The sequence below is a fragment of the Thalassospira sp. B30-1 genome, assembly GCF_015767575.1.
Taxonomy (GTDB): Bacteria; Pseudomonadota; Alphaproteobacteria; order Rhodospirillales; family Thalassospiraceae; genus Thalassospira; species Thalassospira xiamenensis.
Window position 1 is genome coordinate 2,426,805 of the sequence record NZ_CP065232.1, and the last position, 15,831, is coordinate 2,442,635.

Sequence of the window (15,831 nt, forward strand, 5' to 3'; positions counted from 1 at the left end):
AGCGGCCCCATAGCCGGGATGCTGCCTCAGATATAGCGCGAATGCAGACGCGCCATCCGGCGGCGGGCAAAAAAGCCGGTATGCTGGGTGGTCTGGACTTCTTCGGGGCGCAATTGGCCGTTTCGGTCGTAAATAAAGCTCCGGCTGGCCCCGATCACCCCTTTTTCCGAGCTATAAACCCCGATCACGATAATCTCGACCCGGCAATCCTCGCCGTTGCGGACCGGATTGCTGGCCGCCGCATCTTCGTAATCACGCCGGGTCGCGTGATCAAACCGCCTTAGCAGGCGTTGCATCGCGCCCAGTTCAATACACCGGCCTGATGGCAACGGCCCCTGCAATGTCACCTCGTCAAGCCGTGCCGAAAGGGCCGTCTTTTTATTCTGGTCATTCTGTTCACTCTGGCGCGTGCCATCATCCGGGTCGGCATCGGTCACAAGCTGGCAAACGCGGTTTTGCCCGCCACCAAGGCACATCACCACCGTTTCGATATGGATCGCTTCCTGACTCATATTGCTGATCAGGAACCGCGCATTTTCCGAATTCCCCAGCATCTGGTTGATCACGATTTTGGGCCGCCGCACCCGGCGGTAATTCTGAAACAGCAATTGCGCATAGAAAATCCACACCAGCAAGGTCGCAAGGCTGACCGCGGTCTGAAGCAATGTGCTGTGCTGTTCGATCCAGTCAATCATGCCTGTCCTTTGAAATGAAACAAACCGGGTAACGGGTACGCGCCCCTTTTCCAACGTGCCCGACCCGCTTTTGTTTCCCGCGAACGGCCCCCGCACAAAACACCAATCCCCAAATGCAAAACGCCCCGGCCATCGGCACGGGGCGTTTGTATCGGCAATGTCGCAACCTTAAACGGCTGGCGGCAGGTCTTCTTCAAGGATGACGATATTCAGCGAATAGCTGACTTCGCCTTCGTCCTCGTCACGGTGCACAACACCGACAAACTCGTCGCCAACGCGCATCTCAATCGGGTGGCCTTTGCGCTTGGGCGCATCGACGGCAATTTTCGGATTATCAAAAGTACGGCGCAGATAATCTGTAACGCGCGCGATTTCGGTCGGTGTCATGTAACTGGTCCCTTGCTTGTGCCAGGTCGGCTTTGGTCTTCGACCGCGTTCCGTACAAATGGCGCACCCTCTGCGCCCGCACGTCCCCGAACGGGTCTTGCTAAATGAATGACGGGCATTGTCCTTTCACAAACTGTGCCATGAAATCAACCCCGCTTGCGCAAAAAAGGCCCCAAAGGACGCAATTTTTTGCGCGATCCCGTCTTGTCCGTCTTTTGAACATAGGAAGTCGATACGTGAATGTCTAACGCATGACAATCCGCTTTGTGCCCGATAATCGGTTGCAATGCATTTCCCCAGGCGCTAATCGACTTATATGACTGATCACGATACCCGCCCGGTTTTATACAGTTTTCGTCGCTGCCCCTATGCGATGCGCGCCCGCATGGCCCTGCTGGCAAGCGGCACCGATGTCGAACTGCGCGAAGTCGTGCTGCGCGACAAACCGCAATCCATGATCGATGCCTCCCCCAAGGCCACCGTGCCCGTCCTGATCCTGCCCGATGGCAGCGTGATCGACGAAAGCCTTGAAATCATGGTCTGGGCACTGGCCGAAAATGACCCGGAAAAATGGCTGGAGCCCGAAAGCGGCACGCTTGAAGACATGCTCGCCCTGATTTCGCAAAATGACGGCCCGTTCAAACATCATCTCGACCGCTATAAATATTTCAACCGCTACGAGGATGCCGATCCGGCCGAACATCGCCGCGATGCCGAAAAAATCCTCAACCGGCTTGATGGCCGTCTGGCGGTTGGCAAATACCTGTTTGGCACCCGCCCGGCCCTTGCCGATTTTGCCATTGCGCCCTTCATCCGCCAGTTCGCCAATACCGACAGGGACGCCTTTGATGCCGCGCCCTTTGTCCATCTGCAACGCTGGCTGGATGATTTCCTGAATTCCCGCTGGTTTGCCGATGCGATGGTCAGATATGACCAATGGTACGAAGGCGATGAACCGGTGATATTCAAAGCAGCCTGACCGGTTGCCGCCTGCCTGTTTCCATCTGATGAAAAAGCCGTCGTATAGATGGAGTGACTGTTGCACAATCAGGGCGTGCAACAGGGCATGAATTCTACGGGATTATACTTCTGTTACCATTCACGGGCTGGTCATGGGGGGCGGCTTGTGATAGCAAGCGGGAAATCATCCCACAACGCTTCAGGACCGAGATTGATGGCCGATTATGATGTCAAGCCGCTGATAACGGCGGACGAAATTGCCACGCAGATCGATGCGCTTGCCGCCAAGATCAATGAAAACTTCAAAGATACTGAAAAACTGATCGTTGTCGGTCTGCTGCGCGGATCGTTCGTTTTCATCGCCGATCTGGCCCGCAAGCTGACCGTTCCGGTCGAAGTCGATTTCATGGTCGCGTCTTCGTACGGCGATTCCACCGAAAGCTCGCGTAATGTCCGCATCGTCAAGGACCTGGATGGCCAGATCCGCGGCAAGGACGTTCTGCTGGTCGAAGACATCATCGATACCGGCTATACCCTGTCCGAAGTCGTCCGCCTGCTTAAAACCCGCGATCCGAACCGGCTTGAAATCTGCACGCTGCTAAACAAGCCATCGCGTCGCGAAGTCGAAATTCCGATCCATTATTGCGGCTTTGACATTCCCGATGAATTTGTCGTCGGCTATGGCATCGATTACGCCCAGGCCAACCGCAACCTGCCCTTTATCGGCACGGTGCATTTCCACGGCGAATAAGCTTTCGGAAATCTGAAATGAAAATGGCGGGAACCATCCGGTTATCCCGCCATTTTTGACTCTGATGTCGTGCTGCTGTTTTCCGGCTGGTCTGGCGTCCCCGGTTGTGCGGCGGGGCTTGTTGTCGCTCCAACCGGCCGGTCAAACACGCCAAGGGCCGATAAATCGGCAAACAGGCGCTCCAGACCGTCCTGCATGTGCCGCTTGTCGCCCTGCCCGGTTGCGTAACCGGCGCGGGCCGCATGGATCAGCATATCAAACAGAACCGCATCTTCATCGCGTGCCGGTTTGGCACCTGCCTTGTCTTCGCGTGCGATCCCGTCACTTGTGTCGCGTTGCAGAACAATCGCCAGCGCCACCAAGCCAAGTGCGACCAGAACCGTCCCAAGACCAAGGGCGGCACCAAGTGTCCCGAACTGTGCGGCCAGATAGATAAACACCGCCGCCAGCAGGAACCCGATCCCGATCAGGATCGTCACCCCGATAACCGCAAAGACCGCCAGCTTTACGGCGGCGGCCTTTGCGATTTCAGTGATCGCTTCAACAAGCTGATCGATCATTTACGAAGCAGACCGCCAACCAGCATGCCAATGCCGAACGTCACCGCAACCGAGGTCAGCGGGCGTTCGCGCACCTGATCAACGGCAACGCCGCGGGCATGGTCAAACTGGTCATGAACCTGGCCCGAAACCTCGCGAACACGCTCTGCGGCGGACTGGGCAACAGAATTGGCCCGGTCACTGCCCATCGTTCTGAGCGTCTTGGTGACTTCGGCAAGATCCTTGCGCAAAGCCTCGACATCGGCCTGAAGTTTTGCATTATCCGTATCAGTCTTGGTCACCATCATAAAACTCCTGTGGTTATCCATTAACTTATTCGACACTTGCTTAACGAACCGGACCCCAAAGAAGTTCCACACAAGATTGTGATCATTTGGAGGCACCCGCGTCAAACCGCGGCATTCTGCGCCCCGGGCCAACATATTTTTCCAATAGAAATCCGCTTTTGACAAAAAAGAACGGCCCGTCGTGGGAACGGGCCGTTCATTCCTTGCAGATATCCGGGCGGATTACGGAGTGTGGGGCTCCAAACCATGCCGATCAGCAAGATAATCAGTAAGGCAAACCGACATAGTTTTCTGCAAGCGTCGTCAAACCTGCCTTCGATGACAGGATATATTCCAGTTCGGCGCGACGGATACGACCGTCAAAATCGTGATGATCATCAAAGGTGTGCAGCATCGTTGTCATCCACCAGCTAAACCGCTCCGCCTTCCAGACGCGCGCAAGCGCTGTATCGGAATAGGTTTCAAGCAAATCATCACGGTTCTGCTTGAATTTACCGATCAATGCTTCTGACAGGTAATGCACATCACTCGCCGCAAGGTTAAGCCCCTTGGCCCCGGTCGGCGGCACGATATGCCCCGCATCCCCCGCCAGGAACAGACGCCCGTGGCTCAACGGCTCGGCAACAAAGCTTCGAAGCGGTGCAATGCTTTTTTCAAACACCTCGCCCTCATTGACCAGCTCCCCGTCCGCCTCGCCAAGGCGGACCCGAAGCTCGCTCCAGAACCGGTCATCGGACCAGTCTTCGATCTTATCGCTGCTCGGCACCTGCACATAATGGCGCACCACACTTTCGGATCGCATCGAACAAAGCGCAAATCCCCGGTCGTGGCTCGCATAAATCAGCTCGTCCGCCACCGGCTTTGCCTTCGCCAGAACGCCCAGCCAGCCAAACGGATACACCTTTTCATAAGTCTTGAGTTTCGATTGCGGCATCGTCTGCCGCCCGACCCCGTGGAAGCCATCACAGGCCGCAATATAATCACAGCTCAGTTCAACCGGATTGCCATCCTTGACATATCGAACACGCGGCTTGCTGGTTTCGATATCATGCAGGCTGACATCCTCCGCCTCGAACACGATCTCGCCGCCATGATCAAGGCGCGCCTGTATCAGATCCTTGGTCACCTCGGTCTGGCCGTAAATCATCACGGTCGAACCACCGGTCAGTTCTTCGATATTCACATGCTGGCGCTTGCCATTGACACTGATATAGATGCCGCCATGAATGATGCCCTCGCGCTTCATGCGGGCATCAACGCCGACCCGCTCCATCAGGCCGACCGTCCCCATTTCAAGAACACCGGCCCGAATGCGCCCCTCGACATAGGCGCGGTCCTTGCGCTCAAGGATAATGCTGTCAATTCCCTGCACATGCAGCAGATGCGAAAGCAGCAACCCCGAAGGACCGCAGCCGATAATGGCAACAGGGACATGCATGACGTAAACCTCACTTGACTATTCTTGTTGGTTTTGCGGAACAAGAACCGTTCCAATAAGGAAAGAATACGTCTGATTTCACATGGGAAGAATGGACAAACCGGGAAAAGGATAGGACAAATCGAACATCTATACCGCAATGGTTATCGCAACATATCCCGATGGTTTTGATCAGGACGCTGATGGTCAAGGGATCATCAAAAGGCGGTCAAAAACCGCCAACCTGATCTGCCCCCACCTGATCTGCCCCGCTCGGATTTCCCGGCACGCGCCCCTGCCCGTTAACCGTCATTTTCGGTCCGGGCGTGGCACTTGCGGTTTGTTCGCACACTCCCCAACCCCGGCACATGGCCCGGCCTTCGGGGGTATCAAGGAACCCGTCAAACGCATCGCGCAACACTTTGCCTTGCGGGTGATCCCGGGAAAACAGGATGAACATGGTATCTGACTGCACCGGATCGGTGATGCCATAGCGTTTCACCGCATCCTCGCCCAGAACCCGCGCCATATCCATCAGGCCGACATCCTTTTCGTCAAAATAGATATCAGCCCGCCCGGCATCCAGAAACCGCCATGCGGCTTCCGATGACGTGACAATATCAGCCTGAATGCCCAGACGGCGAAATTCAACCTCGTACCAATAACTGGCAACCCCGACCGGACGCAGCCCCAGGGGGGCAATATCGGCGATTGCGTTAACATCAAGCCCGACCGGAAACCTGTCCTTGCGATAAAATCCGATCTGTCGCGCCCTTGCGATTGGATAGCGCGGATAAAGCACCTCGGCCGCGCGTTCGTCGGTCCAGATCCAGCTGAATGTCGCGGCATATTGCCCCGCAATGGTCTGCTCATAAGCACGCCGCCACGGCACAAAAACATACCGCACCCGGTATCCCATCGCCTCGAATACCTCGGTCACCCGCTTGGTGTGAATGCCGTATCCGGCGGCATTTTCCGTAATCATCGGCGGCCATTCGCCTACCGCAAACAGAACTTCGGGCTTCTGCGCCGATGCTTCTGTGGTTTTGCCGACTTCCTGCGCGACCGCCCCTGTCAAACCCGGGACCATGCCGCAAACCGCCCCCCACACGATCTGCATCATCAATGCTAGTACCGGCAAAACAATACCCGTTCGTCTTTTCCCCACACCATACTCCTGCATGGTTCCGGCATATGCTGCCGCCTTACCCCGATAGGTCACTTTATTGTTTTTTCTGAACTTATCTTATGTTGATAAGCCTGACGGATTATTAAACGCCAAATTCGCTATTTTTCATACGCGCGATCACGATACCGGATCAAAATGCCTTTAATTTCATCAACATGTAACGACGCATAAAGTTTAACCTTTCCACTGTCGCCCTGTCTTGACCTGTATGCTAAGGTAAGTTCCGGTTATTGCACCGGCCCCGTCAAAAGCCTTTTGAAACCGACCAAACGGGACAATGACAGAACACAGCCACTGCGCCATTTTCACCGATCTTGACGGCACTCTGCTTGATCATGACACCTATTCCTGGGCCCCGGCAGCCCCGGCGATTGAACGCATAAAAAAGCTCGGCATTCCGCTGATTGCGATCTCGTCAAAAACGCTGGCCGAACTTTCCCATCTCAATGCCACGGATCATCTGTTTGATGGATTGATTGGCGAAAATGGCGGCGTGATCCGCCTTGGCAATCAAACCGAACAACCCGGCCCCGCCACCGAAACCATTGATGCCGCCCGCGATGCCATCCGGGCGGCCCTCTCCATTCCCGTCACCAGTTTCCGCAGCACATCGCCCGAAATCATCGCCGCCCAAACCGGCCTTTCCCCCGATGATGCCGCGCGCGCCGGACTTCGGCACTGCTCCGATCCGCTGATCTGGGCACCGATGGACAAAGATGTCACCATCGCGCGTGCCATTGCCGAAACATTTGGCCTCAAACTGGTCAAGGGCGGGCGCTTTCACACCCTTTGCGGCCCGACCGACAAGGGGGCCGCCATGGCGCGCATGCTGGAACTATTGGCGCAAAACGGCGTTCTGCCTTCAACGGGTTTAACGCCTTGCACAATCGCCTTGGGGGATTCCGCCAATGACGCCACCATGCTTGCCGCGGCCGATATCGCAATCCAGATACCGCAAAAACACGCAATCACAACAACCGCATTGATACAGGATCCAAAACTGATCATCGCGCCTGAACCCGGCCCTTCGGGCTGGAACGCAGGCGTAAACTCCCTTCTCGATCAATTGACCAATACCAATAACAAAAGCGAGGTACTTCATGGCTGATTTTCATCAGGGCGGGCCGATCACGACCCTGCACCGCATCATCGACCGCAACCCCGAAGAACTCGCTTATGAAATGACCGCCTTCGCCCGCCAGCGTCGGCAAACCCTGATCCTGCCCTGCCTGTATTCCGAACTTGAAACCCCGGCCATGACCACCATCCTTAATGGATTGAAACAGGCCACCTATATCGATCAGATCGTTGTCGGGCTGGACCGGGCGGACGCCACGCAATACGCCTATGCGCGGGAATTTTTCAAAGACCTGCCGCAACATGTCCGCATCCTCTGGAATGACGGCCCGCGCCTGCGCAGCGTCCATGATCGTCTGGCGGAATATGATCTGGCCCGCTATGAACCGGGCAAGGGCCGCAATGTCTGGTACTGCCTTGGCTATACGCTGGCATCGGGCCGAAGCTCGGTCATCGGCATTCATGATTGCGACATCGCAACCTATAAGCCCGATCTGCCGGCCCGTCTGATGTATCCGATTGCCAACCCGGCGTTTAATTTCGCCTTTGCCAAGGGTTATTACGCCCGCGTTGCCAATGGCACGCTCAAGGGCCGCGTCTGCCGCCTGTTTGTCACCCCGCTGATCCGCGCACTTAAACAGGTCGTCGGCAAAACCGAATTCCTCAATTACCTTGATTGCTTCCGCTATTCGCTATCGGGGGAAATGGCGATCCGCACTGACGTTGCCTATGGGCTGCGTGTGGCATCCGACTGGGGCCTCGAAGTTTCTATGCTGTCGGAAATGTATCGCAACCACACGGTTCACCGTCTGGCACAGGTCGATATCGCCGATATCTATGATCACAAGCACCGCGAATTTGACCCGGCTGAAAAGGATGATGGCCTGTCACGCATGGCAAGCGATATCGCCAAATCCCTGTTCCGCAAACTCGCCACCCAGGGCACGGTTTTCTCGCATGAAACCTTCCGAACCCTCAAGGCAACCTATTATCGCACCGCCCTTGACCTGATTGAACAATACCGCGCGGACGCGCTGTTTAACGGCCTTAAAATCAATCGCGACGAAGAAGAAAAATGCGTCGAGGTGCTGGCCGAAGTCATCATGAGTGCCGGCCAGCATTACCTTGATAACCCGCTCGAAAGCCCCTTCATTCCAAGCTGGCAGCGCGTTGAAAGTGCGATGGGCGATATCTTCGAACAGCTCTCGGCTGCTGTCGAAGACGACCTGAACGATGCAGGGATCGGCACTTGACGCGCACCTGCCCATCGCAATAGGTCAAATATGATACTGGCATTCATAATCAAACCGGATGCCAAGTATCTGATCAATCAGGTCCCTGTCCCGATTGCGCGTGCGCACCGGTAACAAAACGCGCAACCAGTGCTGATCGGTGCGCACGGCAAGGGTGACATGATAGAATTTCGGCTCCCCGCACATCATCGTGTTGAACAATGCCGCCGTCAGGCAGGTGCCGTATTTCATGTCGATCTCGCGCGGGCTGGCGCGCTGGAAACTCTCCCGGTTCAGGGACACAATCGACGGGGCATCGATCCGCACCACGAAATCTTCCTTGATCGGCATATATTCATAGATGGTGATATCGTCGAGCCAGCGGTGCAACCGCTCTGCGCTCAGAATGTCGCGCGACGGCACGATCTGCTCCGGGTCTTCTGCACGCGCCTCATGCCAGAGCCGGACCAGATCCGCAACATGCGGTCCGATATTTTCGGGCAATTCATCAAGTTCGAAATCTGTCGTCTCGGCCATTCTGTTGCGTGACCTTCTGCTTCTCCCACATTAGTAAAATTGGGAATACAAGGTGAAATAACAAGATGCGGCTGATTAAATCCGCCGCCTCATACCTTGTGCAGAAAATGCACCACCAGAACCTGAATGACCGGATCACCCTTCCGGCATCTTGTGCGCACCGGCAACATCAACCGCAACCAGTTTTCCCATTGCTTGCGCTCGACCCCGATCATGTGGATTTGCGCCTGTCCGGTTTTGATCACTTCGCACAGGGTCGGATAGACCGTTGTTCCGAAATCCAGATCGATCTGGCGCGGGGTTGATCCCTGATAATTCTCGCCACTGGCCGCGATCATGTTCGGCGCATCGCGGCGAATGACGAAATCATTGCGATCGGGCTGATATTCGTAAATGCCGATATCATCGCACCATGGGGCCAGCATGTCGGAATCCAGATCACGCCGGTCGGGAATATCCCCGTCACGGCAGGCATCCTGCCAAAGCGCAAGCAATCGGGAAACCTGCCCGTCCACATCGTCTGGCAAGTCATCCAGCCGAATTTCCTGCGCATAGGCCATCGCGCAACAAGCTCCCCGACACGTCCATTCTATCGATATCGATCATAGGAACGCATAAGGCTGCAATGCAAGGCGCAAACATCAGTTTTTTCTGATTTTAAGTAACGCAACACAGCAATCAGGCCGAAAACCCACCTCAAACCGGCATCGCATCGCGATAACGTTGCAACAACCGGCTATCAATGCGATTGCGCCCGTCGATATTTGAAATCCACACGATCTGATAGGGGGCTAGCGCAAGGATACCGTTGAAATCCTCGATCACCTGCTGGGACAGCAGGTCGGTCCAGCCCTCGGTCATGATCAGGTTGATCTTCGAAAGATCAAGGTCCTGCACCTGATCGGTCAGGTTGAACACACAGAAAATGCTTTGATCGTTCAGATGGCTTTGCCGCCACACGCCCAGCAATTCCGGGCCAAGGTTCAGGGTATATTGCGTCGCATTGGGATGAAATGCCGGCTGCCCCATGCGGATCGACATCAATGCACGCAACTGGTCAAACGCTCGCTTGGCGATGCCTTCTTCCGATAACCGTTCCTCGGCCTCCTCAAGCTGCCAGATTTTGCGGTTAAGCCTGCGCGGAATGCCGGTTTCCTCATATCCCGTCTGATCATTTTCGGTGGCAAAGATCGTCTGCACGTAAATCGCCGGAACGCCCTCAAGCGACATGGCAATCGCCTGGCTCATCACAAACCGTTCCAGTCCGTATGTGCGATCCCCGCCAAAACTCTCCGCCAGCATGCTAAACAGCGTGACGTTAAGTTCATAGGCCTTCTGCCCGCCGCCCTTAAGCGACCGGTAACTGACCTGCCCGCCCATCTTGCGCGCATGGTCGGTCATCACCTCGATATCCGCATCCGGGATCAGGTTCTCGGCCGGGCGCAATCCAATACCATCATGGCTGGCGGTGAAATTGAAAAACGTGCAACCCGCCGGTGCTGGTGGCATCGACATGATGCATTTGCGGATATAATCGCTGCGCCCCGATAACAGCGCATGAATGATCACCGGCGGCAGGCTGAAATTATAAATCAGATGCGCCTCGTCCTGATTACCGAAATAGGACAGGTTTTCAAGCAGCGGCAGATTGGTTTCGGTAATGAACAAAACATCGGGATGTACCGCCGTGGTCGCCAGTCGCAATGCCTTGATGATCTTGTGCGTCTGATCCAGATTGATCGAACTGGTCCCGGCCACCTTCCAGATAAAGCCGATGGCATCCAGCCGCACGACCCGGACGCCATGTTTAAGATATTCCAGAACGATCTTCAGGATTTCAAAAAACACATCCGGGTTGCCGTAATCCAGATCGACCTGATCATAGCTGAACGTGCACCAGACATGCTTTTCACCATCCGATGTCGTGACCTTGCTTAACAGCGGATGGCTGCGCGGGCGCACCACATCGGAAAGATCATCATCGGGACTGGCGGTTTTGATGTAATCGACACCGGGCTTTTCCCCGGCAAGAAACTGTTTGAACCACACATGGGACGCCGAAATATGGTTCGCCACCAGATCGGCCATCACGGTCGCATCCTTGGATAATGCCTTCACATCATCCCACGTGCCAAGTTCCGGGCGCAACGTACTGAAATCGCTGACCGAAAAACCATCATCGGACGTAAAGGGGTGAAACGGCAGGATATGAATGCCCGTCAGCCAGTCCTTAAGCCACGTGCGATAAAAATCGCCAAGACTTTCAAGCCCATGATGCCCGTCGCGCGAAATACTATCACCATAGGTAATCAGAAACGCATCGCGCTGATCCCATTTGCGAAGATATTCCTCGCACGGCTCCGCCCCATCACCCTCAAGCGGCAATCCCAGCACTTCAAACACCCGGCGCACCAGATCGGCGTGATCATGTTCCGGATACACATCCGCAAGCAGATTGCGCATTGCACTTGCGAACGCAATACGCCCCGAGGTTCCGATAACGCGATCCATGCTGGCTCCTTTGGGCAGGCAAATCAGGAATTCACCTTAATCAAATAATGATTTTGCCTATGATGCAAGCAACGATTTCAAAGTGCTAACAAAGCAGGCAGCCGAACCTTTCAAAAGCTGATCCCGGCCCAAAGACAATCAATCACGCAACAAAAAACCTACCCGGCACATGGCCGGGTAGTGATTGAAATCTGAAAATCCGCATCCGGCAGAAGGCATTCCGGGTTCTGTTCATGACTACTCGGCAACCGCCCCTGCAACAAAGCCGGCAGACGGCACAACCGATGACCGACGCTCAAGCTGACGCCGCAACACCGGTCGCACGAACAAAATCGCAACGAACAGCCCGGCCGCCAGACTGATGCCATAAAACAGCATGAAGTGCTGATAACCCAGCCACGGCGCAACCACGCGTGCCGCCCCGAACGCAGATGCACAAAACCACGACACGGAACTTACCGCACCAAGGATCGTGCATATCAAAAGCCTGACCGATGACGCTTTTTCCTGTTTGTCGGCGAATACAGGAAAAGCATAAAGGTGAAGGAAAAAGCCATTGATCGTCAGGATAGTGACGACCGTAACCTTGGAAAATACCTTGCCGTTCGCAGTGATGGCGGCAACATCAAACCCGATGCCAAGCCCGATCAATGCCACCCCGGACACCCAAAGCAGCCCCAACAGCCAAGCCGTGTAAACGGCATCCCTGCCGAGGTCATACCTGCCTTCCTGATACTGACCACGCAGCATCGCAATGTCTGCCCGCGCCACCAGAACAAACGCAAATGCGAATGCAAACAGGTGCATCATCAAAACGGACTGCCGTATCAACGGCACTAAAAATTCATGGGGATCAACGCCCAGCACGATCTTACACTCCTTGTGCCCCTCCCCTATTTCGCTCCTGCACAAAATTTACGTGTGTCAGACCATAAAAAAAATTCTATATTTATGATTATCTCATTCAAAAAAGTTGAAGCTTCATGTCCGGCATCACCCTTGATCAATTGCGGGTCTTCGTCACCATTGCCGACCTCGGAAGCTTCGCCGCCACCGCGCGGCACCTGAACCGGACACAATCTTCGGTCACCTACACGATCCAGAAACTCGAAGAACAGACCAATCTTGAACTGTTTGACCGGACGGCCTATCGCCCGACCCTGACCAAGGCGGCACACTCCCTGCTGCCCCACGCGCGCAAGGTCATGGCGGATATTTCAAATTATCGCCAGCACGCCAAAGGCATCGCGAACGGGCTCGAAGCCGCGATCACGATCACAATCAGTCAATACGCGCCAAACGCTCCGCTGATGGAGGTTCTGTCGGTTCTCGCCCGGAAATTCCCGACAGTCCGCGTAAGCCTGTCAACGGTAACGATCCAGACAACCGAAGTCCTTGATAACGGCGCGTCCGATCTTGCGATTTTGCCGGAATTCATTCCCTTTGGCTCCGACTACGCCCGGGCCGCCTGCGGTCGCGTCAGAATGTGCGCCGTGGCACGACCGGACCATCCGCTCGCCTGGTTTCCGGGAAAAATCCATATCGATGCGATGCACGCCCACACCCAGATCATCACATCGGCGCGCGATGCCCCGACCCTGCAACGCAATCATGCCGTTCAGGCCCTGAATTACTGGAAGGTCAATGACCTTGAAACCAAACTTGCTATGATTTTACGCGGGATTGGCTGGGGCGGCATGCCCGAACATATGGTCGCCGACCATATCCGCAACGGAACCCTCGCCCTGCTCGATCCCGAAAGCTGGGATGGACTAAATCACATGCCGACCCTCGATATTGTCGTCGCCCACCGTCAGGACAGGCCGCTTGGCCCGGTTGCACAATGGATTTTTGACCAATTGAAGGAAGCCCAGCAGTAATCAACCCCGTCGCGCCTGCTGCCGAGTTGCAAAATCAGTCGCCGTCAGATGGATCTTCGGGCCTATAGATTACATTTTCCGCGCCCTCGCCCCCCATGAAGACGACAACGACACGTGCAGGCACATCACCGTCATTGATCCCTTCATGCCAGTAATCCATTGCCTCAAGCACGCCTTCACCGGCGCGATATGTGGTTTTTCCCCCGTCGCCGTAATCAACCGTGATCTGCCCTTCAAGGATATATCCATAGGTCGGCACGCCATGCTTGTGCCAGCCGGTTTTCTGCCCCGGCGCCATCGTCGCCAGCACCGATCTGATCCTGGCCTTTCCCTTGGGATAGCTCACCTGCTCGCCGACAAAATTCACACCGCTATCAAGCAGCTTCACCCCGTCATGAACATCCTTGGCGGGCACGCTTTTCTCCGGATGTTTTTCCATCAGATTTTCCATGTTCTGCGAACGCTCCCGCGTCGATTGATTCCGTAATCGGTAAATCATAGGCCGATGATGCGCCTAAATCATAAAAAACCGGGCATCATCACCACGACACCCGGTTTTCATCAACGGTTCAGTATCGCCAACCTTTACGGCGCAATCGTCACCTCAACCAGCGCATGGGTGCGGTTGGTATCGATATGCGCAATCGCACGGCGCAGGATTTCCGGCAAATCGGCCGCCCGTTCGGCCTTGGCGGTCCATGCCCGGCTGGCTTCCGCAACCTTGGTGAAATCGGGGCTCGGTTTAAGCCCGGTCAGGGGCATCTGGTTGGTTTTCGCGGCATAGCCATCGGGATACATCCCGGTCACCGACTGGCGCACCGCCCCCCATTCATTGTTGTTCAGAACAAGGATCAGGATCGGAAGCTCCAGCGCCTCGGCAATCTGGTGGCACGCCGTCGGATTGGCAAACATGTATGATCCATCGCCCATGGTCGCGATCACCAGCTTGTTTTTATCGGCCAACTGATAGCCCATCGACGCCGGGAAGGACCAGCCAAGCCCGCCGGAATGCGGTTCCTGATACCAGCTACCATGTTCCGAAAGCGAAAGCGGCTCCAACGGGCAGCCAAGCTCGGAAAACACCGTTGCCGACCGCCCGGCAATCGCCTCCGAAAGGCACCGCGAAACAAACGCCTTGCTCATCGGGTCAACCGATCCGGCATCCGCCGCCGCCAGCACCTTTTTGCGCGTCCCCGCATTGATCGCCGCGACCTTTTCGCGCCGGTCCGCACAGGTTTGGCGATGATCGCCATGATGATGATCCAGCACGTCGGCCAGCGCCATGATCACATCGCCGGTTTCCCCGGCAAGCGAAAGATCGGCGGCAAAATTGCGCCCCGGAAAACGCGAAAAAAGCGGGTTCTGCCCGATCTGGATCACCTTGCAATCATCGCGCAATTTATGGATCTCCGGCGACCACGGGGCCAGACAATCAATCACCAGAACCGCATCAGCGTCTTTGAGCCACGGTGCCGGGTCCATCCCCGCCATCATCGGATGATCGGTGCCAAGGGCAAGCTGGATCGCCCAATATTGCACCACCGGAATGCCCCACTGATCCACCAGTGACGACAGGCGATCAAACGCCTCGACCGTGCCCGTGCCGCGCTGCGCGATGATCACCGGATTTTTCGCATTGGCAAGGATGCGCGCCGCATCCTCAAGGCTTTCCTTGGGCGGCATCACCCGGACCGGCTGCATGCGAAGCGGCGCGTCAATCGCATCCCCCGGACAGGGTTCGCACAAAACCTCGCGCGGTAGGGACACATAAACCGGCCCCTTGGGGACCGAGGACGCGATTGCATAGGCCCGATCAACAACATCGGGCACCTGTTCGGGGAATTTAAGCTCGTATTCCCATTTCGATGCCTCGCGCACCATCGCCGCCTGATCACGCATTTCCTGGCCCCAGCCAATCGGCACGGTCCGCGCGCCAAGCCGCCCCTGTTCCATCACGGGCGTGCGTCCTGACATCAGGATCACCGGCACATGCTCCGTCGCGGCATTGATCGCGCCAATCGCGCAATTAGCCAACCCGACATTGGTATGCGCCATCACTGCCTGGGTTTTGCCGGTCGCAAGGTAATAGCCATGCGCCATGCCCATCGCGGCATTTTCATGCGGCATGACAAGCGCATTGGGAAGCTCGATATCCTTCGCATTGGCTTCGGCCAGCCCTTCGATGATCGGCGGAAAATCGGTGCCGGAATTGGCAAAGATATAATCCACCCCGATCGCTTTCATCCGCGCCAGAACGGCCCCGCCCGCGGTCAGCGTGATGTGCGCCTTGTCATTTTTCATTTGACGTTCCTGCCATATTTCTATATTTGAAATTTGATTTATAATAT

17 protein-coding genes are annotated in these 15,831 nt (G+C 55.7%); 5 read left to right on the plus strand and 12 right to left on the minus strand.

The window, feature by feature from the left end; all coding sequences use genetic code 11:
* Positions 1-26 precede the first annotated feature (26 nt).
* Positions 27-695 carry a hypothetical protein gene (locus IT971_RS11765; RefSeq protein WP_063091852.1) on the minus strand — a complete coding sequence of 223 codons (669 nt, stop codon included), beginning with the start codon at positions 693-695 and terminating at the stop codon, positions 27-29.
* A gap of 168 nt (positions 696-863) precedes the next feature.
* A complete protein-coding gene (locus IT971_RS11770) occupies positions 864-1,082 on the minus strand; it encodes a DUF3126 family protein (protein ID WP_007089297.1) in 219 nt (72 codons plus the stop codon).
* A gap of 316 nt (positions 1,083-1,398) precedes the next feature.
* Between IT971_RS11770 and IT971_RS11775 the strand changes: the two genes are divergently transcribed.
* Together IT971_RS11775 and hpt are read left to right on the plus strand one after the other, a co-directional pair.
* Positions 1,399-2,061, plus strand: a complete 663-nt coding sequence (locus IT971_RS11775) for a glutathione S-transferase (protein ID WP_063091851.1) — start codon at positions 1,399-1,401, stop codon at positions 2,059-2,061.
* A 195-nt stretch (positions 2,062-2,256) separates the two neighbouring features.
* Positions 2,257-2,793 carry a hypoxanthine phosphoribosyltransferase gene (gene hpt, locus IT971_RS11780; RefSeq protein WP_063091850.1) on the plus strand — a complete coding sequence of 179 codons (537 nt, stop codon included), beginning with the start codon at positions 2,257-2,259 and terminating at the stop codon, positions 2,791-2,793.
* Between the two features lie 41 nt (positions 2,794-2,834).
* On the opposite strand, the gene IT971_RS11785 is transcribed toward hpt, so the two are convergent.
* The 4 genes from IT971_RS11785 to IT971_RS11800 form a co-directional block, all read right to left on the minus strand.
* Complete coding sequence (locus IT971_RS11785; protein WP_063091849.1) at positions 2,835-3,353, minus strand: hypothetical protein; 519 nt, start codon at positions 3,351-3,353, stop codon at positions 2,835-2,837.
* Positions 3,350-3,640 (minus strand): YqjD family protein, encoded by a 291-nt coding sequence (locus tag IT971_RS11790; protein WP_252724150.1) that lies wholly within the window; start codon positions 3,638-3,640, stop codon positions 3,350-3,352. Before IT971_RS11790 ends, IT971_RS11785 begins: the two co-directional genes overlap by 4 nt.
* A 265-nt stretch (positions 3,641-3,905) precedes the next feature.
* Positions 3,906-5,078: a 4-hydroxybenzoate 3-monooxygenase gene (gene pobA, locus IT971_RS11795; RefSeq protein ID WP_063091847.1), complete on the minus strand. Its 1,173-nt coding sequence runs from the start codon at positions 5,076-5,078 to the stop codon at positions 3,906-3,908.
* Positions 5,079-5,286: 208 nt separating this feature from the next.
* The gene (locus IT971_RS11800; protein ID WP_110252367.1) at positions 5,287-6,279 is read right to left on the minus strand and encodes an ABC transporter substrate-binding protein; all 993 of its coding nucleotides are present in this window, start codon (positions 6,277-6,279) and stop codon (positions 5,287-5,289) included.
* Between the two features lie 244 nt (positions 6,280-6,523).
* Between IT971_RS11800 and IT971_RS11805 the strand changes: the two genes are divergently transcribed.
* Both IT971_RS11805 and IT971_RS11810 read left to right on the plus strand, forming a co-directional pair.
* The gene (locus IT971_RS11805; protein ID WP_063091845.1) at positions 6,524-7,354 is read left to right on the plus strand and encodes a mannosyl-3-phosphoglycerate phosphatase; all 831 of its coding nucleotides are present in this window, start codon (positions 6,524-6,526) and stop codon (positions 7,352-7,354) included.
* Entirely contained in the window at positions 7,347-8,576 is a 1,230-nt protein-coding gene (locus tag IT971_RS11810; RefSeq protein WP_037991522.1) for a glycosyl transferase, read from the plus strand. Before IT971_RS11805 ends, IT971_RS11810 begins: the two co-directional genes overlap by 8 nt.
* Before the next feature lie 24 nt (positions 8,577-8,600).
* Here IT971_RS11810 and IT971_RS11815 read toward each other — a convergent pair whose 3' ends face one another.
* From IT971_RS11815 to IT971_RS11830, 4 genes are all read right to left on the minus strand, one after another.
* Positions 8,601-9,092, minus strand: a complete 492-nt coding sequence (locus IT971_RS11815; RefSeq protein ID WP_063091844.1) for a hypothetical protein — start codon at positions 9,090-9,092, stop codon at positions 8,601-8,603.
* A gap of 89 nt (positions 9,093-9,181) precedes the next feature.
* Positions 9,182-9,652 carry a hypothetical protein gene (locus IT971_RS11820; protein WP_063091843.1) on the minus strand — a complete coding sequence of 157 codons (471 nt, stop codon included), beginning with the start codon at positions 9,650-9,652 and terminating at the stop codon, positions 9,182-9,184.
* Positions 9,653-9,788: 136 nt separating this feature from the next.
* Positions 9,789-11,603, minus strand: coding sequence for an alpha-amylase family glycosyl hydrolase (locus IT971_RS11825; RefSeq protein ID WP_063091842.1), 1,815 nt, complete (start codon positions 11,601-11,603; stop codon positions 9,789-9,791).
* 237 nt (positions 11,604-11,840) lie between these two features.
* On the minus strand, positions 11,841-12,413 hold the full coding sequence (locus IT971_RS11830; RefSeq protein ID WP_065702009.1) for a hypothetical protein: 573 nt from the start codon (positions 12,411-12,413) through the stop codon (positions 11,841-11,843).
* Between the two features lie 173 nt (positions 12,414-12,586).
* Between IT971_RS11830 and IT971_RS11835 the strand changes: the two genes are divergently transcribed.
* Complete coding sequence (locus tag IT971_RS11835) at positions 12,587-13,483, plus strand: LysR family transcriptional regulator (protein WP_063091841.1); 897 nt, start codon at positions 12,587-12,589, stop codon at positions 13,481-13,483.
* Between the two features lie 34 nt (positions 13,484-13,517).
* Here IT971_RS11835 and IT971_RS11840 read toward each other — a convergent pair whose 3' ends face one another.
* The gene (locus IT971_RS11840; RefSeq protein WP_158526659.1) at positions 13,518-13,922 is read right to left on the minus strand and encodes a cupin domain-containing protein; all 405 of its coding nucleotides are present in this window, start codon (positions 13,920-13,922) and stop codon (positions 13,518-13,520) included.
* 146 nt (positions 13,923-14,068) lie between these two features.
* On the minus strand, positions 14,069-15,784 hold the full coding sequence (locus IT971_RS11845; protein WP_063091839.1) for a thiamine pyrophosphate-requiring protein: 1,716 nt from the start codon (positions 15,782-15,784) through the stop codon (positions 14,069-14,071).
* Positions 15,785-15,831 lie beyond the last annotated feature (47 nt).